Source organism: Streptomyces apocyni (assembly GCF_009739465.1).
In the GTDB taxonomy this organism is placed as follows: domain Bacteria; phylum Actinomycetota; class Actinomycetes; order Streptomycetales; family Streptomycetaceae; genus Streptomyces; species Streptomyces apocyni.
Window position 1 is genome coordinate 234,920 of sequence record NZ_WHOM01000072.1, and the last position, 22,404, is coordinate 257,323.

Here is a 22,404-nt window from a genome sequence, read left to right on the forward strand (position 1 = left end):
GCAAAGCATGCACCGTTCACGGTAGCCGCGGGTTCGCGAGCTGGTCATCACATCGAGTGGCCCCGCAGGCCTGACGCGGCCGGGGCCGGGTGCCGCCAGCGCGTGGCGGCACCCGGCCCCGGTCTCGTACGGGCGAACAACCGACGGATCAGCCGGTGTTGCGCAGGCCCGCCGCCACACCGTTCACCGTGAGCAGCAGGGCGCGCGCCAGCAGCGGGTCCGGCTCCTTGCCCGCCGCGGCCGCTTCGCGCTGCCGCTTCAGCAGGGTGACCTGGAGATACGAGATCGGGTCCAGGTAGGCGTCACGGATGCCGAAGGTCTGCTGGAGTACCGGCTGGGTGTCCAGGAGTTCCTTGCCGCCGGTGATCCGCAGTACCTCGCTCACGGTCAGGGCGTGCTCGGCCCTGATGGTGTCGAAGACGTGCTTCAGGTCGTCCGGCACGAGCGAGTCGACGTAGTGCTGGGCGATCCGCAGGTCGGTCTTGGCGAGCGTCATCTCCACGTTGGAGAGGAAGTTCTGGAAGAAGTGCCAGTGCTCGTGCATTTCATCGAGCACCGAGTCCAGACCCGCCTCGCGCAGTGCCTTGAGCCCCGAGCCGACGCCGAACCAGCCCGGCACGATCTGCCGCGACTGGGTCCAGCCGAAGACCCACGGGATAGCCCGCAGCCCGTCCAGGCCAGCGCCCGAGTCGGGGCGGCGCGAGGGCCGGGAGCCCAGGTGCAGGTCGGCGAGCTGGTCGACCGGGGTCGCGGCGAAGAAGTACGCGGGCAGGTCCGGGTCCTCGACCAGGCGCCGGTACGCGGAGTGCGCGGCGTCCGAGACGGTGTCCATCGCCGCGTCCCAGCGGGCCAGCGCCTCGTCGGACTGGCGCGGTGAGGTGTGCAGCGCGGACGCCTGGAGGGTGGCCGCGACGGTCAGCTCCAGGTTCTCCCTGGCCAGTGAGGGCACCAGGTACTTGTCACTGATCACCTCGCCCTGCTCGGTGACCTTGATCTCGCCCTCCAGGGTGCCCCAGGGCTGCGCGAGGATCGCGTCGTGCGAGGGGCCGCCGCCGCGGCCGACGGTGCCGCCACGGCCGTGGAAGAGCCGCAGCCGGACGCCGTACCGGTGGGCGACGTCGCGCAGGCGGCGCTGGGCCCGGTGGATCTCCCACTGGGAGGTGGTGATGCCGCCGAACTTGGAGGAGTCGGAGTAGCCGAGCATGACCTCCTGGACGTCGCCGCGCAGCGAGACCAGGCGGCGGTAGGACGGGTCCGCGAGCATCTCGTCGAGGATGACGTCCGCGGCGCGGAGTTCGTCCGTCGTCTCCAGGAGCGGCACGATGCCGATCTTGGCCCAGCCCGCGTGCAGGTCGATCAGGCCCGCCTCGCGTGCCAGCACGGCCGCCGCGAAGACGTCGTCCGCGCCCTGGCACATGGAGATGATGTACGACTCGATGACCTCGGGTCCGAAGACCTCCAGGGCCCTCTTGACCGTGGCGAAGACGCCGAGGGTCTTCTCGCCCGCCGCGTCCAGCGGCGCCGGGGTGGGCGCCAGCGGGCGGCGTGAGCGCAGCTCCTTGGCGAGCAGCTTCTGCCGGTACTCGCGCGGCATGTCCGCGTACCGCCAGGACTCCTCGCCGAGGCGGTCGAAGAGCTGGCCGAGCGCGTGGTGGTGGGCGTCGGCGTGCTCGCGTACGTCGAGCGTGGCCAGCTGGAGGCCGAACGCGGCGAGCGTGCGGATCGTCCGGTCCATCCGGCCGTCGGCGAGCAGGCCGCCGCGGTGCTCGCGCAGCGAGGTCTGGATGAGGGTGAGGTCGTGTAGCAGCTCGGCGGTGCCGAGGTAGTCGCGGCCCGGCTCGTGCGGGGTGCCCTTGGCGAGGCGCTCGCGGGTGTTGACCAGCTTCTGCCGTACGCAGGTGGTCTTGAGGCGGTACGGCTCCTCGGCGTTCAGCCGCTTGTAGCGGGGGCTGATCTCCGGGAGGAGCTCCAGGTCGGTCTGGAGCGAGGTGAGGAGTTCCTCGGTGGCGCCGGTGTAGCGGATGGAGTTGGAGAGCAGGCCGCGCAGGAAGTCGATCATCTCCAGCGCGTCGGTGATGCCGTGCTCGTGCTGGAGGATCAGCACCTCCCAGGTGACGGCGGGGGTCACGTTGGGGTTGCCGTCGCGGTCGCCGCCGATCCAGCTGCCGAAGGTGAGCGGGCGGGTGTCGGCCGGGAGCTCGACGCCGACGCGCTCCAGCTCGGCGCCCAGGTCCTCCAGGACGTCGCCCACCGCGCCGGTGTGCAGTTCGTCCAGGTAGTAGATGGCGTTGCGGGCCTCGTCGGCGGGCTCGGGGCGTACGACACGGAGCTCGTCGGTCTGCCAGACGGAGTCGATGTTCTCCGCGAGGCGCAGGTCGAGGCGGCGCTGGTCGGCGGCGGCGCGGGGCGCGTCGAGGAGCTCGGCGATCCGGCGCAGCTTGGTGAGCACGGAGCGGCGGGCGGCCTCGGTGGGGTGGGCGGTGAAGACGGGGCGCACGTTGAGGTGCTTGACCGTCTGCCGCAGGTGCTCGGGGTCGGCGTCCTTGAGCAGGTCGGCGGTGCGGGCCAGGGTGCTGCCGTCGGCGTCGCGCCTGATGCGCAGCTCGCGGCCGCGGTGCACCTGCTCGGTGACGTTCGCCAGGTGGAAGTAGGTGGAGAAGGCACGGACCAGCTTGGCCGCCGTCTCCAGCTCGGTCTCGCTGAGCAGGCGGGCCGCGGCCTCGCCGTCACTGCGGGTGAGGGCGCGGACGCGCTCGACGAGGTCGAGCAGCTCGGACCCTTCCTGTCGTACGAGGGTCTCGCCGAGCAGATCTCCTAGGCGGCGGATGTCCGCGCGCAGCTCGGCGTTGGCGCGCTCGTCGCTGGTGTTGGTTGTCGTTGCGGCCTGCTGGTCGGCCTGCTGGTCGGCACTGCTCACAGGTGCGGCTCCTTGCAGTGTAGAGCTCGTCTGGGGCGGTTCCCGGGCCACGCGGCGTCAGCCGTTAGTCGTCAGCGCCGGGATTCCGGGGAAGACTCAGAGCGGACCACGCTGTCCGACGTCACCAGGATAGGTCTCGAATCGACACCACCGATCCGTGGCCTCTTGTGGGCGGGCTGACCGCTGCCATACTTACGTTGCCGTAGGTTACGGGAGCGTAGGTGCCCCGTGACCACGCGCATCGCGCATTCGCGCACCGCGCCTGGCGATGGCGCACCGCATGCGCACCGCACTTCCGCCCACCCTCGACCCCACAAGGGGACGCCCATGACCTCGAGCTCCGACGCACGCACGAGCTCTGCCGTGATCGACGACACCCCGCAGGCGGCTGACACCTCACAGGCCAGCGACTCCTCGCAGGCCGCCACGGACACGCCGCCGCTGCCCCCCGCCACCCTCGGCGGCGACCAGAAGCGGTCACTCGAACAGCTCACGCTGCTGCTGTTCATCACCGTCCCCTTCGTCGCCCTGCTCGCGGCGGTGCCGCTGGCCTGGGGCTGGGGGGTCAGCTGGCTGGACCTGGGCCTGCTGGTGTTCATGTACTACCTGGGCTGCCACGGGATCACGATCGGCTTCCACCGGTACTTCACACACGGCTCCTTCAAGGCGAAGCGGCCGCTGCGGATCGCGGTGGCCGTGGCTGGCTCGCTGGCCGTCGAGGGGCCGCTGGTGCGCTGGGTCGCCGATCACCGTAAGCACCACAAGTTCTCGGACGCCGAGGGCGACCCGCACTCCCCCTGGCGCTACGGCGAGACGGTTCCGGCCCTGCTCAAGGGTCTGTGGTGGGCGCATATCGGATGGATGTTCGACAAGGAGCGGACCTCCCAGGAGAAGTACGCGCCGGATCTGATCAAGGACCCGGCGATCCGCGCCATCTCCCGTAACTTCCTCGGCTTCACCATCCTGTCCCTCGCCATCCCGCCGCTGGTCGGCGGCCTGGTCACGATGTCCTGGTGGGGCGCGTTCACGGCGTTCTTCTGGGGGTCCCTCGTAAGAGTGGCGCTGCTGCACCACGTCACCTGGTCGATCAACTCCATCTGCCACGCGGTCGGCAAACGCCCGTTCAAGTCCCGTGACCGCTCCGGCAACGTCTGGTGGCTGGCGGTGCTCTCCTGCGGCGAGTCCTGGCACAACCTCCACCACGCCGACCCGACCTCGGCCCGGCACGGTGTGCTGAGGGGCCAGCTGGACTCGTCGGCCCGGATCATCCGCTGGTGCGAGCAGCTGGGCTGGGCGTACGACGTGCGCTGGCCCTCCGCCGCCCGGGTCGACGCCCGCCGCAAGCCACAAAGCGCCGACGCGGCATGATTGACGACGTGGCGACCGACCCGAGCACCAACAGCAACAACGACAAACCCCGGCGCGCGCGCCGGACCCGGATGACCGGGGCCGAGCGGCGTCAACAGCTGCTCGACATCGGTCGCACCCTCTTCGCGCAGAAGGGCTTCGAAGGCACATCGGTGGAGGAGATCGCGGCCAAGGCCGGGGTCTCCAAACCCGTCGTCTACGAACACTTCGGCGGCAAGGAGGGCCTGTACGCGGTCGTCGTGGACCGCGAGATGCAGCGCCTCCTGGACATGGTGACCAGCTCCCTCACGGCGGGCCATCCCCGCGAACTGTGCGAACAGGCGGCCTTCGCCCTCCTCGACTACATCGAGGAGTACACGGACGGCTTCCGCATCCTGGTACGCGACTCCCCCATCCCCCAGTCCACCGGCGGCTTCGCGTCCCTGATCTCCGACATCGCCACCCAGGTCGAGGACATCCTCGGCCACGAGTTCAAAAGCCGCGGCTTCGACCCCAAGCTGGCCCCGCTCTACGCCCAGGCCCTGGTCGGCAGCGTCGCCCTGACCGGCCAGTGGTGGCTGGAGGTCCGCAAGCCCAAGAAGGCCGAGGTAGCGGCCCACCTGGTCAACCTGGCCTGGCACGGCCTGGACGGCCTGGAACCCAAACCCCGCCTGATAGGCCACCGCAAGAATTGACACCACTGGTCCCCCTGACACGGGGGCCAGCCCCTGCCCTCCCTGTCAGTAGTTCGGGTCACGCTCTGAATCTTTCGCAGTAAGGGGAAGCGAGTCCCGCGAACCACCCCAGAGAGAATCCGAGCTCAGGCATTCCTCAGACCGAGGGAGTTGCGTGAAGATCAACATCGCCGTATTGTTTCCAGCCGTCGGCCGAACTGACCAAGCGGCCGGGTGCGCGGGGGGATTCGACGGGCTCTGACCAGGCCGAAATGCGCCACTTACACGATCCCCCCATGCGCGCTTTGCGCCATAAAGGGGAATGAAGACTATGCATAAAGTCACGAAGAGGCTGGCTCGCAGCGCCGCCATAATCGGGGTTTCGGTGGCGGCCATGGGGGTTAATGGAACCGCCCAGGCGGCAACGGGCGGCTGCCCGAGCGGCGGTAAACTTCCTGGCGGGGATGTGTGCACGACCCTTTCCAGTGGCGTGCTTCACCACTGGAAGACCTCCCGGAGCCCAGGCGTGACCCTCACCAGTCGCTACGAGAAGAAGAGTGGCTCCCGCATTACAGCGAAGCTCGGCTACTCCTTTAAGGGCTCGAACTACTGGGGCGGACAGTTCACCCAGAGCAAGGGTCAGGTGAAGCAGAAGAAGTGGAGCCGCACTGCGTGGAACACCAAATGCAACTCAACCATTGGCATGTTGTGGGTTAAGGGTCAGGGGACCTTCCAGACGCCGCCTGGCACCTGCTGACCACTTGATTCTTGCGCGTCTCGCCCCGGGCTACCTCTTGGGGCGAGACGCCCTGCGTAAGGCCTGATTCCTAAATGCTGAGTGCCGTATTTAGCGGACACCGAAACTTTGTCATTGGTGCAGTCTTCGCCATTCTCATCCTGTCGTCGCTCGCCTTCCAGGTGGCCCGCAGGCGCTCCGACCGCCCTTGGATGTACGCGGCGTTGACAGCTTCCGTTGCTGTCGAGGTAAGTCTCACCATATTCTTCCCTGGAGGGGCAGGGATAACAGGACAGTGTGCCATCAATCGTCGCATCACTGAACCTTTTGCAACCGAGCAGGGCCTGTTGAATCTGGCAATGTTCCTGCCTGTCGGATTGTTTGGGATTCTGGCAATCCGCCGACTCGTCCCTGTCATTGCCGGGGGCGTGCTTCTGTCTCTGGTCACGGAGACGATCCAAGCCACTGCCGCATGGGTGGGCCGCAACTGCGACAGCAGCGACGTCCAGATGAACAGTCTCGGTGCCCTGACCGGCGCGCTGCTTGGATGGGCGATTCTCCTTCTCGGTAAGAAGTCCCTCGCACCCTGGCGCGACGGCCTCAAGGTGACCGCTGTCGTTGGCGGGTCCTTGTTGCTGGTCACGGGTACCGTCTGGAAGTTGTGGATCACGCCGCTTGCTGTCGATGCCACCAGCCTGCAGATCGCCAGCTCCAACGAGCAGCGTGCAGCCGAGAGCGCCCTCCGTGAAGCCTTTGGTGACCGCTATCGCATCGCCAAGGTCCAACTGCAGCCCGGTACACACGGTGCCTCAGACATGTTGTTGATCACTCTCGACGAAGGATTTGCCGAGTTGAGCTGGCCTGACCAGGAGCAGCTCATGGTGAGTTTGGAGAGCACCAGCGAGCCGGGGCCGTCGAGCTTCCCAGTCAAGGGTTCGACCGCGGCTCCGAAGGACGCTGACGGCGCACTCGCCATCGCCACGCGATACGCCAAGGAGCGTTTTCCCTGGGGGCTTAGGGGCTCAGAGCCCACCGTTCACCCCGTCGGCGACGATGCCGCGTTCGGATGGATGGTGAACTGGCGCAGCCAGGCCGACGGAGTCCTCATGCCTATGCGCTTGGACATCCAGGTCAACAGATCGGGCCGCATCTCCCAGTTGCTAACCCGGAAGGTCGACTCGCCGATACAGCTCCCAGACCGTCGTGTTCCGGAGGAACGGGCTGCGGCTGCCGCACAGAAGCTTTACGCTTCCGCTCCCCAGGTCCAGGTAGGGCGCGGCAACCTCCTGGCAGTCCGTCGGGGTGCGGAGTGGCGCGTCCAGTGGCTGATACCAGTCACCGTTGCTGAGGATGAGGTGTACCCCGTATACGTGGACGCCGAATCAGGCCGGGTCGACGAGAGCGCCACCCCGGAGCAGGGCTTGGCGGTAGAACCAGAGAACTGAGGCAGTCTCCCAACACCGGTTGATGGCGGTGGCCGATCACATCACCTGCGCCGCCCCACGCGGGCGGCACCGGGCCGGGCCACAGCGGGACGGGGTGCGGCGGCCGGTCGTGGTCCGGCAGGCCGTACGGACGAGACCCCGCCCCGGACCGTACGCCACCGACACCCCGCTCGACGGCCACGCCTCCGCCCCAGTCCGCCCGTACCTCCTCACCCCCGAGCAGCGCCGACGCCGTCGCGCGCTCTGGCTCACGACGTACGGGGTCGACGTGGGCCCGCGCCGTACCCACGGGGTGGAGGTGGCGGCGCGGTGAACCGGAACCGGCTGCTTCCCTGGACCGGGGCGAACGGGCAGCGCTGTTATCTGTCCACGGACGGCAGCGGACCGCTGTCCCGGTACGCCGACCAGATCGAGTACGCGCAGCTCGCGCTCGCGGGCAGGCTCATCGACCGCGCCCGGGACGTGCTCGCCGGGCCCGCGCCGCCCCTCGCGGAGCTCGGGCTGCTGGCCGCTCAGTTGGCCGACGCCCTGCGCGACACGCTGCTCATCGCCGAGAGCCGGGGCGCCCGCCTCGCCGTAGATGACAGCTCGGACGAGGGCCTGGGCGACGACGGCACATCCCCCTGAGCCGGGCGCTAGTCTCCGCCCTGGCTACGCCTCACGTCGTGTATAGCCTGCATATGACCACCGTCGCCGGCAGGGATGGGCGTAGCCGATCACCACAAGGCAAGGTCACTGTCATGAGCGCACAGTCCGTTCACTCTCATGGAGAGGCCACTGTTCCCCCTGCGGGCACCGTCGCGGAACTGCGGCGGTCCCTCGCCCGGTACGGATTTCCCGGCGACCTGGAGATGTTCGAGAAGCAGCTCGCCGAGGCCATCGCGAACCACTCGACTGTAGGCGGTTTCGAAGCGGTGGACCACGTCGTCCGTTTCCTTCCGCAGCCGCCTCTATATCCGGTGCAGCACCGAAGCCATGTCCGCACTCGCGCAGGTCAGCGCGGAACAGCGGACGGCCGCCGGTGAGTGAGCCGAGCCGCTCGAAGAACACGACATCGCGAAGCAGTCCCGCGCGGCCCTGAACCTCAGCGAGGGTGAAGAGCGAGAGGTGCACGCCGCGCTGGAGCTGATCGCCTCCGACCCGGCCGTCGGCAATCCGGTAGCCGGCTGGATGCCACCGACCGGTGGTGCGGGTGTACGAGCTTGATCCCGTGACCAAGGCGTACGCGTTGTCCGGTATCCATCACGACCGGCTCAAGGTCACAGTTCCGTACGACATCGACATCGATATTTCGCTGGACGCGCTCGGGCAGCTCTGAGCGTGCGGCGACCGTTAGCTGCGGGTGATGTCCGCGCCGATGACGAAGCCCTTCGCCGGGCCCTCGGGGAGCACCGCGTCCGTGCCGTACGGGACCCGGTGCTCGTCGGTGTAGATCGCCTTCTGGGGGTTGGGGGAGGTGAGCAGGACGACCGCGCCGTCGCCGTCGTGGTCGTCGACGAGGACGTACAGGGGAATCCCGGCGCGGGCGTACTCGCGGCGCTTGCGGATGCGGTCGCGCTGCTCGTTCGTCCGGCCAGGCGAGACGACCTCGATGATGACCGCGACTCCTGCCGCATCGACGCCCAGGCCCTCCTCATCCGGGATCTCGTCCAGGTCAGCTGGGGCGATGAGGATGTCGGGGGTCCAGGCCTTGCGGCGGTGGATGACGTTCACACCCTGGCAGGGCAGGTGGACGCCGCCTGCCATGTGCGCGTCGAGCGATCGGCGGAGGCGGTTGACCAGTACAGCGTGGCGAAGGTCGCCGATGGGCGACACCTCGATGGCCTCGTCGATGATCTCCGCCCGGTAGCCCTCGGGAAGCTCCAGGGACTTCCACGCCTGCCACAGGACCTCGTCCAGGCCCGCCGATACGTCCGGCTCCAGGAACTCCAGGCGGTTGCCGACCGGGTCGTAGGAGTAGAAGCGGCGGTGGCCCGGGAGGTTGTCGTCCCAGGTGATCTCGGCGCCGCGGGCCGTGAGGCGGGCGGCGTACGCCGAGATGTCGTGGACCCGTAGGCCCGGGTGGGCCTTGGTGGCCGGGCGGAAGTCGGGATCGATGCCGAGGTGGAGCTGGACGCCGTCGACCTGGAACCAGCAACCGCCGCGGGCCGCCAGGGGCGGGGGCTTGGGGATCTCGGTCATGCCGAGCACTCCGGCGTAGTACGCGCGGAGCTGGTGCTCCGAACCGGGCGGGGCGGCTAGTTGGACGTGGTCGACGGCGGTCAGCATCGAGAGGTCAGCCCTCCTTCGTGGCCACCGCGAAGATGCGGCGGAACGGGAACACCGTGCCGTGCGGGCCCGGTGGGTAGGCCTTGCGGAGGAGGTCGCGGTATTCCGCCAGGAACTCGGCGGTCGCGTCCGGATCGTCGGCGAGTGCGGTCAGGGCCGGGCGCAGGGCCGTGCCCCTGACCCAGTCGTAGACGGGGTCTTCGCCGGTGAGGAGCTGGGAGTACGTGGTCTCCCAGGCCTCGGCCGCGCAGCCGAGGTTCACCAGCCGCAGGAGGTAGTCGGCGGGGTCGAGTACGTGGACATAGCCGCGGCTGTGGGCGCCGAGGCGGTCGCGCCATCGTGGGGATTCGCAGAGTTCGGCGAGCAGGGCATGGCTGGGTGAGGTGAAGTTGCCGGGGACCTGGAGGGCGAGGCTGCCGCCGGGTCGTAGGCTCTCGATCCAGAGGGGGAAGGACTCGGGGTGGTTGGGGACCCACTGCAGCGCCGCGTTGGAGACGATCAGGTCGTACGTGCCGTCCGGCGTCCAGTGCGCCGCGTCGGCCAGCCGGAAGTCGAGGTAGCCGCCGCCCGCGGTCGTGCCCGCGTACTTCTCGGCCTTGGCGAGCATCTCGGGGGAGCTGTCCAAGCCGGTGATGTGCGCGTCCGGCCAGCGGTCGGCCAGCAGGGCGGTGACATTGCCCGGCCCGCAGCCCAGGTCGGCGATGCGTGGGGGCACTCCCCCGGTGTCCGGCAGTTCTGGTATACGGGCGAGGAGGTCGAGAAAGGGGCGGGTCCGGTGACCTGCGTGCCGGAGGTACTGTTGCGGGTCCCAGGTTGGTGCGGCTTGCATGTGTTCGAGCTCCCTGCCTGGTGCGAGCGAGAGAAGCCGTAACGCGCTTCCCTCACGAGGAAACCTGACGATGCCCACAGGGAATCCGAATTATCTCTTGACGTCAAGAGACTTCATGTCGACAGACCTACTACACTGATCGCCATGGAGGACGAGGTCGATCGCCTGGTGGCAGCGTGGCGCCGTGAGCGCCCTGACCTCGACGTGGAACCACTCGAGGTACTGAGCCGCGTCAGCAGGCTCGCCCGCCATCTGGACCGGGCCCGCAGGCTCGCCTTCGCCGAGCATCAGCTGGAGCCCTGGGAGTTCGACGTCCTCACGTCGCTGCGCCGAGCCGGTGCGCCGTACCAGCTCTCGCCGGGACAGCTGCTCACCCAGACCCTGGTCACCTCCGGCACGATGACCAACCGTATCGACAGGCTCGCCAAGAAAGGCCTGGTCGAGCGGCTCCCCGACCCCAGCGACCGGCGCGGGGTGCTGGTGCGCCTCACCCCCGAGGGCCGCGAGAGCGCGGACCAGGCGCTGGCCGGACTGCTGCACCAGGAGCGGGCGATCCTCGCCGAACTGTCGCGCGCCCAGCGCGGCGAGCTGGCCGGGCTACTGCGCCAGCTGACCGCGCCGTTCGACAACATCCCCTGACCCGGCCAGGTCCACCGGGCCGACACCGGCCCTGCGGGCGAGCGCGACGGCCGCGAGGGTGGAGTGCACGCCGAGCTTTCCCAGGACGTTCTGCATATGCGTCCGAACGGTGTGCGGTGACAGGAAGAGGCGCTCGGCGACCGCCTTGCGCCCCAGGCCCGCGACCATGCACCGGAGCACCTCGCGCTCGCGCGGGGTGAGCGACTCGACCAGCCGTTCGCTCTCCGTGCGATGCTTGCGGGCCGCGGTGAGTTCGCGCAGTACGCCGGTGAGCAGGGCGGGTGGCAGGTGGGTCTCGTCCCGCAGTACGCCCCGGATGACGGTCAGCAGCCGCGACAGCGAACAGTCCTTGGCGACCCAGCCGGACGCACCGGCCCCCAGCGCGAGCGCGGCGCGACGCGGGTCGTCCTTCTCGGCGAGCACCACCGTACGGACCGACGGGTGCCCGGAACGGACGCCTGCCACCAGGGAGAGGCCGTCCACCAGGTTGTCCCCGCCGTTGGCGGGCACGGGCGCGGGCCCGGACGCGGGGCGCGGGCCCGGCACCGTACCCGGTGGAGCACCCGCGCCGGTGGGGCCGCCGCCCGCCGCGGCGTCGCCCAAGTCGGCGTCGACGAGCAGCACATCGAAGGCACGGCCTTCGGCTACCGCTCGCTCCAGACAGCGCAGCGCGGCCGGGCCGCTGCCCGCCGCGGAAACGTCCACGTCGGGCTCCGCGGCCAGCGCGGCCGCGAGAGACTCGGCGAAGATGCGGTGGTCGTCAACGACCAGGACCCGGATTCGCACCACGAGAAACCCCCAGGCTCCGTCTTCCGGCGGACGGCTTCCGGGAGTTGGTCCCGGAGCCCCGGTGGGGGACGGACCGGCGCGAGTACGACGCCCTGGACAAAGGGTCACCGCAGCCCGCACGGCCGCCGCCGTGCCGTGACTGGTACCCCTACTCCGGGCGTCGAACCCGACTGTCTCGCCCCCTGATCAACACCGGCCCCCACCGGTGCTGTGCATCAGCGTACGGCCGAGAGCCGGAAGCGGAAGGCGATTTGCAGAACTGGCCGTCGGACAGTGGCAGACGTGTTTCAGCGGGGGCGCGTGGGACGCGGCTAGGTCGTGTCCGCAAAGTCCCGTCGTCGCCCGGAGGGCGGCCCGGCGGCGTCTGGTGCGTGCGATCGCAAGGCGCCGGAGCGCCCTCGTGGCGGAGTCACGTGGGCGTTTCGGCAACGCCGCGAGCGTGCGTGCCAGGCGTCGCCGGGCAGGCGGGACTTTGCGGACACGGCCTAGGGGCCTGTCCGGCGGGTGCCACCTCAGGCCATGCGGTGCGCGCCCCGGGACGGGAGCGCGGGGAAGACGCGGGGCGCCGGGAGGCCCGCCGTGGTGAACGCCTTGTCGAGGGCGGCCGTGAGGGGCCGCACCGCTGACTCGTCCGCCAGGACGATCGCCGAACCGCCGAAGCCTCCGCCCGTCATCCGGGCGCCCAGCGCGCCCGCCGCCAACGCCGTGTCCACGACCAGGTCCAACTCCGCGCAGGAGACCCGGAAGTCGTCGCGCAGCGAGGCATGGCTCTCCGTGAGGATCGGGCCGATGGCCCGCACGGAGGAGGTGTCGGCCAGAAGGGCGATCGTTCGTTTGACTCGTTCGTTCTCGGTGACGACGTGGCGGACCAGGCGGCGGATCTCCGCGTCGTCCAGCCGGTCCAGGGCCGAGGGCAGTTCCGCGTACGGCACGTCCCGTAGCGCGGTCACGCCGAGCGACGCGGCACCCGCCTCGCAACCCGCCCGCCGCTGGCCGTACTCCCCGCTGCTGTGCGCGTGCGTGACCCGCGTGTCGACGACCAGCAGCCGCAGGCCGTGCGCGGCCAGGTCGAACGGGACCTGACGCTGCGAGAAGTCCCGGGTGTCCAGGAACAGCGCATGGCCCGCCGTACAGCACGCGGACGCCATCTGGTCCATGATCCCGGTGGGCGCGCCCACATAGGCGTTCTCAGCGTGGCGGCAGAGGACGGCCAACTCCCTGGGCGGGATGTCCAGTCCGTGCACCTCGTTCAGCGCGAGTGCGGTGGCGACCTCCAGCGCGGCGGACGAGGACAGGCCCGCGCCGTGCGGCACGGTCGAGGCAAAGTGCAGGTCCGCGCCACCGACCGGGTGCCCCGCCTCGCGCAGCGCCCACATCACGCCCGCCGGGTAGTCCGCCCAACCGTCCGTGCGCCCCGCCTCGCGCCCGGGCGCAAGCTCCGCGAGGCGTACCTCGACCACCGCACCCGGCACGTCGGGTGACCCCGAATGCAGCCGGAGCAGGCCGTCCTCGCGGTGTGCCACGGCGGCGAGCGTGGTGTGCGGCAGGGCGAAGGGCAGGACGAACCCGTCGTTGTAGTCGGTGTGCTCACCGATCAGGTTGACCCGGCCAGGGGCGGCCCAGACGCCGTCGGGGGCCCGCCCGTACACCTCACGGAACCCCTCGATGACGTGCGTGACCTGCGTGACCTGCGTGGCCTGGGTGACCTGTGTGGTGTCGTCGACCGTCATGATCGGCCCTCCTCTCTCTGCTGGGCGAACTGCTGGGCGAACTTCCACGCGTCGCTGACGATGCCCGCGAGATCCGCGCGCGACGGCCGCCAGCCGAGGCGCTCATGCGCGGTCGCGGCGGAGGCGACCAGGACCGCGGGGTCCCCCGCCCGGCGCGCGGCGACCACCTCCGGGACCGGGTGCCCGGTGACCTCCCGTACCGTCTCGATGACCTCGCGGACCGAGAACCCGTTGCCGTTACCGAGGTTGCAGACCAGGTGTTCACCCGGAGCGGCCGCGTCCAGCGCCAGCAGATGGGCCTCGGCCAGGTCCGCGACATGGATGTAGTCGCGGACACACGTGCCGTCCGGCGTCGGGTAGTCGTCGCCGAAGACGGAGATGGCCTCGCGCCGCCCCAGCGCGACCTGGAGCACCAGCGGGATGAGATGTGACTCGGGGTCGTGCCGCTCCCCGCAACTGCCGTACGCGCCCGCCACGTTGAAGTAGCGCAGGGACACCGCCCCGAGCCCGTGCGCGGCGCACTCCCCGGCGATCATGTGGTCGACGGCCAGCTTGGACGCGCCGTACGGGCTGGTCGGCGCGGTCGGGTCGGCCTCCGTGATCGGCGTGCCGACCGGTTCGCCGTACGTCGCGGCGGTCGAGGAGAAGACCAGCCGCCGCACCCCGGCGGAGCGCATCGCGGCGAGCAGCGCCATGGTGCCGCCGACGTTGTTCTCCCAGTACTTCTCGGGCTTGGCGACGGACTCGCCGACCTGCGAGAAGGCCGCGAAGTGCAACACCGCGTCACAGGACGGGTCCAGCCACTTCGCCGCGTCCTGAACCCGCCCCTCGATGAACTCCGCCCCCGCGGGCACGGCCTCCCTGAAGCCGGTGGAGAGGTCGTCCACCACGGTCACCCGGTGCCCGGCCTCCAGCAAGTGCGCCGCCACCACACCGCCGGCATAGCCCGCACCACCGGTGACCACATAGCTGTCGCTCATGAACGCGCTACCTCCCGCAGTCTTTCCGCCGCGGCCTCCGGCGGCACGTCGTTGATGAACGCGCCCATGCCGGACTCGGAGCCCGCGAGGAACTTCAGCTTCCCTGACGTACGACGAATGGTGAAAAGCTCCAGCCGCAGCGCGAACTCCTCACGCCGCACCCCGCACTCCCCCAGAGGGCCGAACGGCGCCTGGTGCCAGGCGGAGATGTACGGCGTCGGCGGCTCGCCCTCGCCGAAGATCCGGTCGAAGCGTCTCAGGAGTTCCAGGTAGATCTGTGGGAACTCCGCGCGCGCCGCCTCGTCGAGCGCCAGCAGGTCGGGCACCTGCCGCCTCGGGTAGAGGTGCACCTCGTACGGCCAGCGGGCGGCGTACGGCACGAAGGCCACCCAGTGCTCACCCGCCAGCACCACGCGCTCACCGGCCAGTTCGCTGTCCAGTACGTCGGCGAAGAGGTTGCGCCCGGTCCGCTCGCGGTGCGCGGCGAGCGAGCGGAGGTGCAGGGCGGTGCGCGGGGTGACGTCCGGGTAGCCGTAGATCTGGCCGTGTGGGTGGCCCAGGGTGACACCGATCTCGACGCCACGGTTCTCGAAGCAGAACACCTGGCGTACGGAATCGAGCAAGGCGAGCTCGGCGGTGCGGTCGGTCCACGCGTCCAGTACCAGCCCGGCCCGCTCCTCGGTGAGGGCGGCGAAGCTGGCGTCGTGGTCCTGGGTGAAGCACACGACCTCGCAGCGGCCCGCGTCACCAGCGAGCGACGGGAAGCGGTTCTCGAAGACGACCACGTCGTACGACCTGTCGGGGATCTCGCTCAGCCGGTCGCCGTCCGACGGGCAGAGCGGGCATTCACCCGCCGGTGGGTGGTAGGTGCGGCCCTGCCGGTGCGAGGCGATGGTGACGAAGTCGCCGACGAGGGGGTCGGTGCGGACCGCCGACGTGGTGGCGATCGGGTCGAGGGGGCGCCGGTCCACCGCGTCGCGTACGACATCGTCGCGTACGTCGTAGTAGATGAGCTCCCGACCGTCGGCGAGACGGGTCGAGGTCTTCTTCACTGAGCCACTCCTCCACACAGCACCAACATGCCCATTAAACCAACAGAACCGAACACAAGAAACCATGAGCAAACATGCGCGTCAATGGCTGCGCCCAGCGAGTGGTGTGCCGAGGCGGGATTGAGGTGAGATTGAGGTGGCTTAAGGGGTGATTCGGGGGTGGTTAAAGAGGCGCGGAGTTGCCCGCCCGGTCGAGGAGGCCCGTACGCGCGGCCAGCGCCGCCGCCTCCAGCCGGGAGCCGACGCCCAGCTTCATCAGCACCCGCTGCACATGCGTACGCGCGGTGCTCGGGGCTATCCCCATCCCGGCCGCGATCAGCCGGGTGTCCTCGCCGTCCGCGACCCGCAGCAGCACCTCGACCTCGCGCGGGGTGAGCATCTGGAGCAGCCGCTGGCCCTCGTCGTCCGGCTGAGCGGCCGGGTTGAGCAGCTCGCTGAACGCCCCCTGAAGCAGCTGCGGGGCCACCGCCGCCTCCCCCGCGCGCGCCTTCACGATGGCGCGTTCCACACCCTCGATCCGCTCGTCATGGCGTACGTATCCCGAAGCGCCGGCGGCGAACGCGGCGGCGATCCCACGCGGCGACGGCACCGGGCCGAGCACCACGACAGCCACCTGCGGCCGCTCTCGCTTGATCCGGACCACCGGGTCGAAGATCCCCGGCTCGGAGGGCGTGGCGGTGCCCAGCAGGCACACCTCAGGCGCCCGGGCCACGACCAGTTCGGCAGCCCCGGCAGCGGGCGCCGCCGCCGCGAGTACGCGGTGACCTCGGAGTTTCAGCGCCGAGGCGAGCGCCTCGGCGAGCAAGCGGTGATCGTCGACCACCATGAGCCGCACACCCATCGAGCAACCCCCCAAGTTCCCCACTACCCCCAGCGAGCTCCGGGCCCCCCGGCCCTTCCTTCCCGGGGAAGCTACACGCTTGTTCGACGTTACGCGCCCCCTATCGGCCAGAAGCCCCCCGGAATGTGGAAAACCCGGCTGATCCGGGCCTGTTAGGGGTGCGTCGAAGTACGGGGTACTCATGACAGAGCCCGGTGCCGCGGCAGTGTCGCCGTGGCACCGGGCCCCTTCTCACTAGACCGTCAGGCCGCTCAGCTCGGGCCGAAGGAGATCGCCAGGTATTCCTTGCCGTAGTTCCTGTCGCTGGCCAGCTGCTTCGAGAGGTACAGCCGGCCGTCCTGGTAGAGGAACTCGGAGTGGTCGAAGAGGAAGCCGGTCTCGACGGACCGGATCGAACGATCCGCCGGCATCTGCAGGAGCAGCGTCTCCTTCATCGTGTTCGGGTCGATCGTGACGACCTGGCCGCCCTGGTCGTAGGGCGGGAACTTGTAGGCGAGGATGTTGTCGCCGTCCATGCGCAGCGGCTGGAACTCCCACTTCTCGCCCGCGTCCACCTTGTCGCCCGTGCTCTTGCCGGTGGCCAGGTCGAAGGAGACGATCGCGTTCGACTTGCCGAACTCGCCCGCGGTGGGCAGGTAGAGCTTGTCGTCGCTGACGACCTGCCCGCGGCAGTCCGCCACATCGGTCGCCGCGCACCGGGCGCCGTACTGGTCACCGGGCGCCGTGATCTTGGAGCGGACCTTGGCTTCCTTGCCGCTGACGTCCAGCGCGAAGTAGTCGTAACCGCGGGCCTCGGTGTCCAGCTTCGCCGCGACGACCACCGGCTCGGTGGAGACGACGTGCGCGTACTCGATGCCGTCCGCCATCTTGTACGTGGACTTGACCGCGCCCGTGGTCGGGTTCAGGTACTGGATCTCCACCTTGCGGTCGTCGTAGCTGCCGCACTTACGCACCACGACGAGCGCCTCGCCGCCACCGTAACCACCGTCGTAGCAGGTGTCGGTCACCTTGGGCTTCCAGCGGAGCTTGCCGTCGGCGATGCCCCAGGCGGCGCCGCCGCCGGTGCCACCGGCCGCCACGGTGTCCCCGGCGATGGTGACCTCGTCGAACCGCAGCGGACGGTCACTCGCCTTGGCCGTCTCGGTCCACACCTTCTTGCCGGTGTCGAGGTCGATCGTGACGACCTCGGTGCAGCCGTGGTGCTTCTTGTCCTCGGTGGGCTTGTCCGGCTGGTGGATGATCGCCGTCTTGTTGTCCTTGGTGAGCACGCGGCTCGCGGCGCAGACCGGGCCGTCCAGGTCGATCGTCCACTTCTCGGAGCCCTTGTCCGGGTCGTAGCCGACGATCTTGCTGTCGTCACTCTTGGCGTACACCTTGTCGGTGATCCAGGAGCCGTGCACGTCCAGCGGCGAGGTTTCCTCGTCCACCTTGGGCAGCGGCAGTTGGAACTGCACCTTGGCGTTGGTGTTGCTGGGCACCTTCTCGTCGCCGACCGCGGGCTTGTCGACGTCGGTGCCTTCGCCGCCCTTGCCCTCGCCGCCCTCGCCCTCGCCGCCGCCGCTGGCGCCGGCCGAGCTCTTGGACTCGTCCTTCTTATCGTCATCACCCGTGGACGAGGCGTACCAGACGCCACCGCCGATGATCAGGGCGACCGCGACCGCGGCGGCGATGACGATCATCATGGTGGTGTTGGGCTTCTTGCCGCCGGGGGCGCCAGGAGCGCCGGGCATGCCGGGACCGGCGCCGCCCTGCATCGGCATGGTCGGCGGCTGCTGGTAGGCGCCGTACTGCGGCTGCTGCTGGCCCGGGTAGCCGTATCCGGACTGGCCCATGGGCTGGGTGTGCGGCTGACCGGGCGCGGCCCCGGGGGGCGGGGTGCCGGGCTGGCCGGGCGGCGGCGTCTGCGGGTAGCCGTACCCGGAGCCGCTCTGGGGCGCGCCGAAGCCTCCCGACGGCGGGCCGGGCGGCGGGCTCTGTGGGGCGCCGAATCCGCCGGACGGCGGCGGGTCCTGCGGGGCCCCGAAGCCACCGGACGGCGGCGGCTGGTTCGGCGGCTCGTTCGGGGGCTCGCTCGGCGGCTGGTTCGGGGGCGGGCCCGGCGGCTGGTTGGGCGGCGGGGGCGGCTGGCTCATGGCTGTCTACCTCTGGGAACGGGTCGTGGGGGCGTGGGGTGTGGCGAAGAACGCGAAGTGAGCGCTCCTCACTTGCCGAAGGCCAGCATCCGGGCCGCCTCCTCGTCGCCTGACTTCTTGGCACGCAGCCGCGACGGCGTCATGTAGATCCGCTCGTCGGCGTACGTCATCTGACCGCCGATGCCCATCGAGCTCTCGGCGCTCGCCGCCCCTGCCGGGTGCTTCAGTACGGTCTCCGGCTTGCCGCCGTCCGCACCGAAACGCACGACCTGTCCGGCCTCGCGGTAGTTCGCCTCGACATAGCCGATGAGGCTCTTGCCCTCCATGGCGAGCGGCACGACCGTGCGCTTGGAGTCAGCCTTGGCCCGCCATTCTTCCTTGCCGGTGGCGAGGCTGAAGGCGACGATCTCGTTGTAGCGGCCGCCGCTGGTCGCGGACCCCTGGTCCCCGGTCGCCAGGTAGAGGAGGTCGTCACTCACGACCACGCCGGAGCAGCCGTCGACGTTGCCGCCGAACGAGAACATGCTGCCGCAGCCCGTCTGGAACTTGTCCTTGCCGCCGCCCTGGAGCTGCGAGCGCACCGTGCCGCTGTTCGTGAGCGTGGCGACCGTGAAGGTCTTCTTGTCGTCGTTCTTCAGCGAGAGGACCAGCGGGTCGGTGGAGTAGACCTTGTTGACCGCCCAGTCCTTGGGGCTCCGGTAGGTCCACTGGACCTTGCCGGTCTTCGGGTCCAGCTCCTGGACCTGGGAGTTCTTGTCGGGGCTGGTGTTGCAGGAGGACACGCTGATCAGCTTGGCCCCGCCCGCGACCCCCTTGGGGAAGCACTTCTCCTCGCCCCGCGTGACCTCGAACAGCTTCTTGCCGTCGGACATCGCGTAGGCGACGTGGGACTGCCCGCGGGCGATGGCCACGGTGCCGTCCGTGATCGTGATACCCGGGTCACCCATGGGGAAGTCGAAGGGACCGCCCTCGTCGAGCTCCTTCTTCCAGCCCGCCTTGCCGGTCTTGAGGTTGAGCTCCATGAGCTGGTTGCACTTCGACCGGCTCGTCAGACCGTTCTCGTACATGAGGACGACGTTGCCGTCGGCGTCAGGGGCGTTCGGGGTCGCGCACACCGGGGCGGGCAGCGGGACGGACCACTTCTCGTCGCCGTCACTCACGCCGAAGGCGGAGACTTTCTTGTAACCGGCCTGGATGACGGTGTCGCCCTCCACCCAGATGTTCTTGAGCGCGCCGCCGTCGCCGGGGATCTTCTGGTCGTTCCTGACCATCCAGGCCTTGGCGTCGCCGGGGCTGCTCCCCGCGTTCAGGTCGCTGTTGTCACCGCGGCTGGCGGCGCCGCCGTCACCGTCACCCTTGTCCACCGACTCCGAGGGCGAAGGCGACGGCTTGGCGTCGTCGGTCTGCTCGACGGCGGGCTTCTTCGACTCGTCCTGCTTCTTGTCGTCGTCATTGCCGGTGAGGAAGTAGACGCCGGAGCCGATGACGAGCAGCCCGGCGACGGCCGCACCGATGATGACCGCGGGCTTGCCCTTGAAGGGGCTGCCGCCACCGGGCTTCGTACCGTCGGGCCCGGGCCCGCCCGGGAACGTCGGCGGCTGGCCCTGCTGCGGGTACCCGTACTGCTGCTGACCGTAGGGACCGGTCTGCGGCGGCTGGTTGTACGGGCCCGGCTGGGGCTGTTGGCCGTACGGGCCGGGCTGGTTGTAGGGGCCCGGCTGCTGGGGATAGCCGTAGCCCGGCTGGCCGCCGGGCTGACCCGGCTCGCCGGGCGGTGGGCCCTGTGGCGGCGTAGGCGGCTGCTGCGGCGGCTGACCGGGCGGCTGCTGCGGTGGCTGGCCTGGGGGCTGTGGCGGCTGAGTCATCAGCGGTGTACCTCTTCACGCGGAACCAGCGCCCGACCGGTCTCCCCCGCAATTCCGTTGGCACTAACCGACGGAAAGGAGCGAATCGGACATGGTTCCCGCAACTCTGAGTCAGTCAAGCGGGAGTTCTTTGTATCACCCACGGCCGTGGTGAATCCGGGCCGGTCACCCCCCTGTACCCAAGGGAGAACAGGCCCGTGACGCCCCCGTTATGCGCGCAGAGTCACCAACACCGCAGGTTCGGGGCTCCGCTTACGCGTACTCAGCCGACCGTTTCGGCCAGCTCCAGCCAGCGCATCTCCAACTCTTCGCGTTCGGCCACCAGTTCGCGAAGTTCCGCGTCCAGCTTGGCGACCTTGCCGAAGTCGGTGGCGTTGTCAGCGATCTGCGCATGCAGCTTTGTCTCGTTCTGGGACAGCTTGTCCAGCTGTCGTTCGACTTTCTGCAGTTCCTTCTTGGCGGCTCGCGCGTCGGCGGAGGAGGGAGCCGGGGCCCGCGTCCCCGTCTCCGCCTGCGCCTGCCCCTGTCCCTGAGTCTGCTTGGCGGGAGCGGCGGCCGGTGCCGACGGCGCGGCGGCCTGAAGCATGCGGCCCCGGCGCTCCAGGTACTCGTCAATGCCTCGGGGCAGCATCCGCAGGGTGGCGTCACCCATGAGAGCGAACACCCGGTCCGTGGTCCGCTCGACGAAGAACCGGTCGTGCGAGATCACCACCATCGACCCTGGCCAGCCATCGAGCAGATCCTCAAGCTGGGTCAGCGTCTCGATGTCCAGGTCGTTCGTCGGCTCGTCGAGGAAGAGGACGTTCGGCTCGTCCATCAGCAGCCGCAGGATCTGGAGCCGCCGCCGTTCGCCACCGGAGAGGTCACTGACCGGCGTCCACTGCTTCTCCTTCCCGAAGCCGAACTGCTCGCAGAGCTGGCCCGCGGTCATCTCCCGGCCCTTGCCGAGGTCCACCCGGTCACGTACCTGCTGCACGGCCTGGAGCACCCGCAGATTCGGGTCGAGCTCCCCGACCTCCTGCGAGAGATACGCCAGCCTGACGGTCTTACCGACGATGACCCGCCCAGCGACGGGCTGGACCTCTCCCTCGCTGCGCGCGGCGTCGGCCATGGCCCGCAGCAGCGAGGTCTTGCCCGCGCCGTTCACGCCGACCAGGCCGATCCGGTCGCCCGGGCCGAGCTGCCAGGTCAGGTGCTTCAGCAGCACCTTCGGCCCGGCCTGTACGGTCACGTCCTCCAGGTCGAACACGGTCTTGCCGAGCCGCGACGAGGCGAACTTCCGCAGCTCGGACGTGTCACGCGGCGGCGGCACGTCCGCGATCAGCTCGTTGGCGGCCTCGACCCGGAAGCGAGGCTTGGAGGTACGGGCGGGGGCACCGCGCCGCAGCCACGCCAGCTCCTTCCGCACCAGGTTCTGCCGCTTGGCCTCCTCCGTGGCGGCGATCCGCTCACGCTCGGCGCGCGCGAAAACGTAGTCGCTGTACCCGCCCTCGTACTCGAAGACCGAGCCGCGCTGGACGTCCCACATCCGGGTACACACCTGGTCCAGGAACCACCGGTCGTGCGTGACGCAGACCAGCGCGGAGCGGCGGGTCCGCAGGTGGGCGGCGAGCCAGGCGATGCCCTCGACGTCGAGGTGGTTGGTCGGCTCGTCGAGCACGATCAGATCCTGCTCGGCGATCAGCAGCTGGGCGAGCGCGATACGCCGCCGCTCGCCACCGGACAGCGGCCCGATGACGGTGTCGAGCCCATGCTCGAAGCCGGGCAGGGCGAGCCCCCCGAACAACCCGGTCAGCACATCCCGGATCTTGGCGCTGCCCGCCCACTCGTGGTCGGCCATGTCGCCGATGACCTCGTGCCGGATGGTGGCCTCGGGGTTCAGCGAGTCATGCTGGGTCAGCACGCCGAGATGCAGCCCGCCGCTGTGGGTGACCCGGCCGGTGTCGGCCTCCTCCAGCTTGGCGAGCATCCGGATCAGGGTGGTCTTACCGTCGCCGTTGCGGCCCACGACCCCGATCCGGTCCCCCTCGGAGACGCCGAGGGAGACTCCGTCGAGCAGGGCACGGGTGCCGTACACCTTGCTGACTGCCTCGACATTGACCAGATTGACGGCCATCAACGCTCCAGATGAGGGGACGATCGGCCTTCCAGCGTAGTCGC

Annotated in this window: 18 protein-coding genes and 2 pseudogenes; 8 read left to right on the top strand and 12 right to left on the bottom strand. The window is 69.6% G+C overall.

The annotated features are described in order from the left end of the window. Nucleotides 1–148: 148 nt before the first annotated feature. Nucleotides 149–2,917, bottom strand: a complete 2,769-nt coding sequence (ppc, locus tag GCN81_RS26370; RefSeq protein ID WP_156726988.1) for a phosphoenolpyruvate carboxylase — start codon at nucleotides 2,915–2,917, stop codon at nucleotides 149–151. Between the two features lie 327 nt (nucleotides 2,918–3,244). On the opposite strand from ppc, the gene GCN81_RS26375 reads away from it, so the two are divergent. From GCN81_RS26375 to GCN81_RS26405, 7 genes and pseudogenes are all read left to right on the top strand, one after another. Continuing rightward, nucleotides 3,245–4,285 (top strand): acyl-CoA desaturase, encoded by a 1,041-nt coding sequence (locus GCN81_RS26375; RefSeq protein ID WP_156726989.1) that lies wholly within the window; start codon nucleotides 3,245–3,247, stop codon nucleotides 4,283–4,285. After that, complete coding sequence (locus GCN81_RS26380; protein WP_156726990.1) at nucleotides 4,282–4,959, top strand: TetR/AcrR family transcriptional regulator; 678 nt, start codon at nucleotides 4,282–4,284, stop codon at nucleotides 4,957–4,959. Before GCN81_RS26375 ends, GCN81_RS26380 begins: the two co-directional genes overlap by 4 nt. 505 nt (nucleotides 4,960–5,464) lie before the next feature. Next, entirely contained in the window at nucleotides 5,465–5,695 is a 231-nt protein-coding gene (locus GCN81_RS32560; protein ID WP_231626979.1) for a hypothetical protein, read from the top strand. 74 nt (nucleotides 5,696–5,769) lie between these two features. Next, nucleotides 5,770–7,119: a VanZ family protein gene (locus GCN81_RS26390; RefSeq protein ID WP_156726991.1), complete on the top strand. Its 1,350-nt coding sequence runs from the start codon at nucleotides 5,770–5,772 to the stop codon at nucleotides 7,117–7,119. 22 nt (nucleotides 7,120–7,141) lie between these two features. Next, nucleotides 7,142–7,432: a hypothetical protein gene (locus GCN81_RS26395; protein ID WP_156726992.1), complete on the top strand. Its 291-nt coding sequence runs from the start codon at nucleotides 7,142–7,144 to the stop codon at nucleotides 7,430–7,432. Then, the gene (locus GCN81_RS26400) at nucleotides 7,429–7,746 is read left to right on the top strand and encodes a hypothetical protein (RefSeq protein WP_156726993.1); all 318 of its coding nucleotides are present in this window, start codon (nucleotides 7,429–7,431) and stop codon (nucleotides 7,744–7,746) included. The genes GCN81_RS26395 and GCN81_RS26400 overlap by 4 nt, the downstream gene beginning before the upstream one ends. Nucleotides 7,747–8,299: 553 nt before the next feature. Continuing rightward, nucleotides 8,300–8,437 (top strand): annotated as a pseudogene (locus tag GCN81_RS26405) (Uma2 family endonuclease); the annotation flags it as partial. A 14-nt stretch (nucleotides 8,438–8,451) separates the two neighbouring features. Here the strand turns inward: GCN81_RS26405 and GCN81_RS32010 are convergent. From GCN81_RS32010 to GCN81_RS26415, 3 genes and pseudogenes are all read right to left on the bottom strand, one after another. After that, complete coding sequence (locus tag GCN81_RS32010; protein WP_407698023.1) at nucleotides 8,452–9,051, bottom strand: Uma2 family endonuclease; 600 nt, start codon at nucleotides 9,049–9,051, stop codon at nucleotides 8,452–8,454. After that, nucleotides 9,034–9,387 (bottom strand): annotated as a pseudogene (locus GCN81_RS32015) (VOC family protein); the annotation flags it as partial. The gene GCN81_RS32010 and the pseudogene GCN81_RS32015, both read right to left, overlap by 18 nt. Before the next feature lie 7 nt (nucleotides 9,388–9,394). After that, nucleotides 9,395–10,216: a trans-aconitate 2-methyltransferase gene (locus GCN81_RS26415; RefSeq protein WP_156726994.1), complete on the bottom strand. Its 822-nt coding sequence runs from the start codon at nucleotides 10,214–10,216 to the stop codon at nucleotides 9,395–9,397. Nucleotides 10,217–10,360: 144 nt separating this feature from the next. On the opposite strand from GCN81_RS26415, the gene GCN81_RS26420 reads away from it, so the two are divergent. After that, entirely contained in the window at nucleotides 10,361–10,855 is a 495-nt protein-coding gene (locus tag GCN81_RS26420) for a MarR family winged helix-turn-helix transcriptional regulator (protein ID WP_156726995.1), read from the top strand. On the opposite strand, the gene GCN81_RS26425 is transcribed toward GCN81_RS26420, so the two are convergent. The 8 genes from GCN81_RS26425 to GCN81_RS26460 form a co-directional block, all read right to left on the bottom strand. Then, nucleotides 10,814–11,644, bottom strand: coding sequence for a response regulator transcription factor (locus GCN81_RS26425; RefSeq protein WP_156726996.1), 831 nt, complete (start codon nucleotides 11,642–11,644; stop codon nucleotides 10,814–10,816). The two genes, GCN81_RS26420 and GCN81_RS26425, sit on opposite strands and share 42 nt — an antisense overlap. Before the next feature lie 512 nt (nucleotides 11,645–12,156). Next, on the bottom strand, nucleotides 12,157–13,374 hold the full coding sequence (gene galK / locus GCN81_RS26430; RefSeq protein ID WP_156726997.1) for a galactokinase: 1,218 nt from the start codon (nucleotides 13,372–13,374) through the stop codon (nucleotides 12,157–12,159). Beyond that, complete coding sequence (gene galE / locus GCN81_RS26435; protein ID WP_156726998.1) at nucleotides 13,371–14,354, bottom strand: UDP-glucose 4-epimerase GalE; 984 nt, start codon at nucleotides 14,352–14,354, stop codon at nucleotides 13,371–13,373. Before galE ends, galK begins: the two co-directional genes overlap by 4 nt. After that, nucleotides 14,351–15,406: a galactose-1-phosphate uridylyltransferase gene (galT, locus tag GCN81_RS26440; protein ID WP_156726999.1), complete on the bottom strand. Its 1,056-nt coding sequence runs from the start codon at nucleotides 15,404–15,406 to the stop codon at nucleotides 14,351–14,353. Before galT ends, galE begins: the two co-directional genes overlap by 4 nt. 163 nt (nucleotides 15,407–15,569) lie before the next feature. Continuing rightward, the gene (locus GCN81_RS26445) at nucleotides 15,570–16,247 is read right to left on the bottom strand and encodes a helix-turn-helix transcriptional regulator (protein ID WP_156727000.1); all 678 of its coding nucleotides are present in this window, start codon (nucleotides 16,245–16,247) and stop codon (nucleotides 15,570–15,572) included. Between the two features lie 251 nt (nucleotides 16,248–16,498). Continuing rightward, nucleotides 16,499–18,379 carry an outer membrane protein assembly factor BamB family protein gene (locus tag GCN81_RS26450; RefSeq protein WP_156727001.1) on the bottom strand — a complete coding sequence of 627 codons (1,881 nt, stop codon included), beginning with the start codon at nucleotides 18,377–18,379 and terminating at the stop codon, nucleotides 16,499–16,501. Nucleotides 18,380–18,447: 68 nt separating this feature from the next. Beyond that, nucleotides 18,448–20,244 (bottom strand): outer membrane protein assembly factor BamB family protein, encoded by a 1,797-nt coding sequence (locus GCN81_RS26455; protein WP_156727002.1) that lies wholly within the window; start codon nucleotides 20,242–20,244, stop codon nucleotides 18,448–18,450. Between the two features lie 262 nt (nucleotides 20,245–20,506). Beyond that, on the bottom strand, nucleotides 20,507–22,360 hold the full coding sequence (locus GCN81_RS26460; RefSeq protein ID WP_156727003.1) for an ABC-F family ATP-binding cassette domain-containing protein: 1,854 nt from the start codon (nucleotides 22,358–22,360) through the stop codon (nucleotides 20,507–20,509). Nucleotides 22,361–22,404 lie beyond the last annotated feature (44 nt).

What these genes read in the sequence shown, in the direction of transcription:
- GCN81_RS26375 (WP_156726989.1), top strand. Translation starts at nt 3,245, where the DNA reads ATGACCTCGAGCTCCGACGCACGCACGAGCTCTGCCGTGATCGACGAC.
- galK (WP_156726997.1), bottom strand. Translation starts at nt 13,374, where the DNA reads ATGACGGTCGACGACACCACACAGGTCACCCAGGCCACGCAGGTCACG.
- GCN81_RS26450 (WP_156727001.1), bottom strand. Translation starts at nt 18,379, where the DNA reads ATGAGCCAGCCGCCCCCGCCGCCCAACCAGCCGCCGGGCCCGCCCCCG.
- GCN81_RS26380 (WP_156726990.1), top strand. Translation starts at nt 4,282, where the DNA reads ATGATTGACGACGTGGCGACCGACCCGAGCACCAACAGCAACAACGAC.
- GCN81_RS26395 (WP_156726992.1), top strand. Translation starts at nt 7,142, where the DNA reads ATGGCGGTGGCCGATCACATCACCTGCGCCGCCCCACGCGGGCGGCAC.
- GCN81_RS26420 (WP_156726995.1), top strand. Translation starts at nt 10,361, where the DNA reads ATGGAGGACGAGGTCGATCGCCTGGTGGCAGCGTGGCGCCGTGAGCGC.
- GCN81_RS26460 (WP_156727003.1), bottom strand. Translation starts at nt 22,360, where the DNA reads ATGGCCGTCAATCTGGTCAATGTCGAGGCAGTCAGCAAGGTGTACGGC.
- GCN81_RS26445 (WP_156727000.1), bottom strand. Translation starts at nt 16,247, where the DNA reads ATGGGTGTGCGGCTCATGGTGGTCGACGATCACCGCTTGCTCGCCGAG.
- galE (WP_156726998.1), bottom strand. Translation starts at nt 14,354, where the DNA reads ATGAGCGACAGCTATGTGGTCACCGGTGGTGCGGGCTATGCCGGCGGT.
- GCN81_RS26390 (WP_156726991.1), top strand. Translation starts at nt 5,770, where the DNA reads ATGCTGAGTGCCGTATTTAGCGGACACCGAAACTTTGTCATTGGTGCA.
- GCN81_RS26455 (WP_156727002.1), bottom strand. Translation starts at nt 20,244, where the DNA reads ATGACTCAGCCGCCACAGCCCCCAGGCCAGCCACCGCAGCAGCCGCCC.
- GCN81_RS26415 (WP_156726994.1), bottom strand. Translation starts at nt 10,216, where the DNA reads ATGCAAGCCGCACCAACCTGGGACCCGCAACAGTACCTCCGGCACGCA.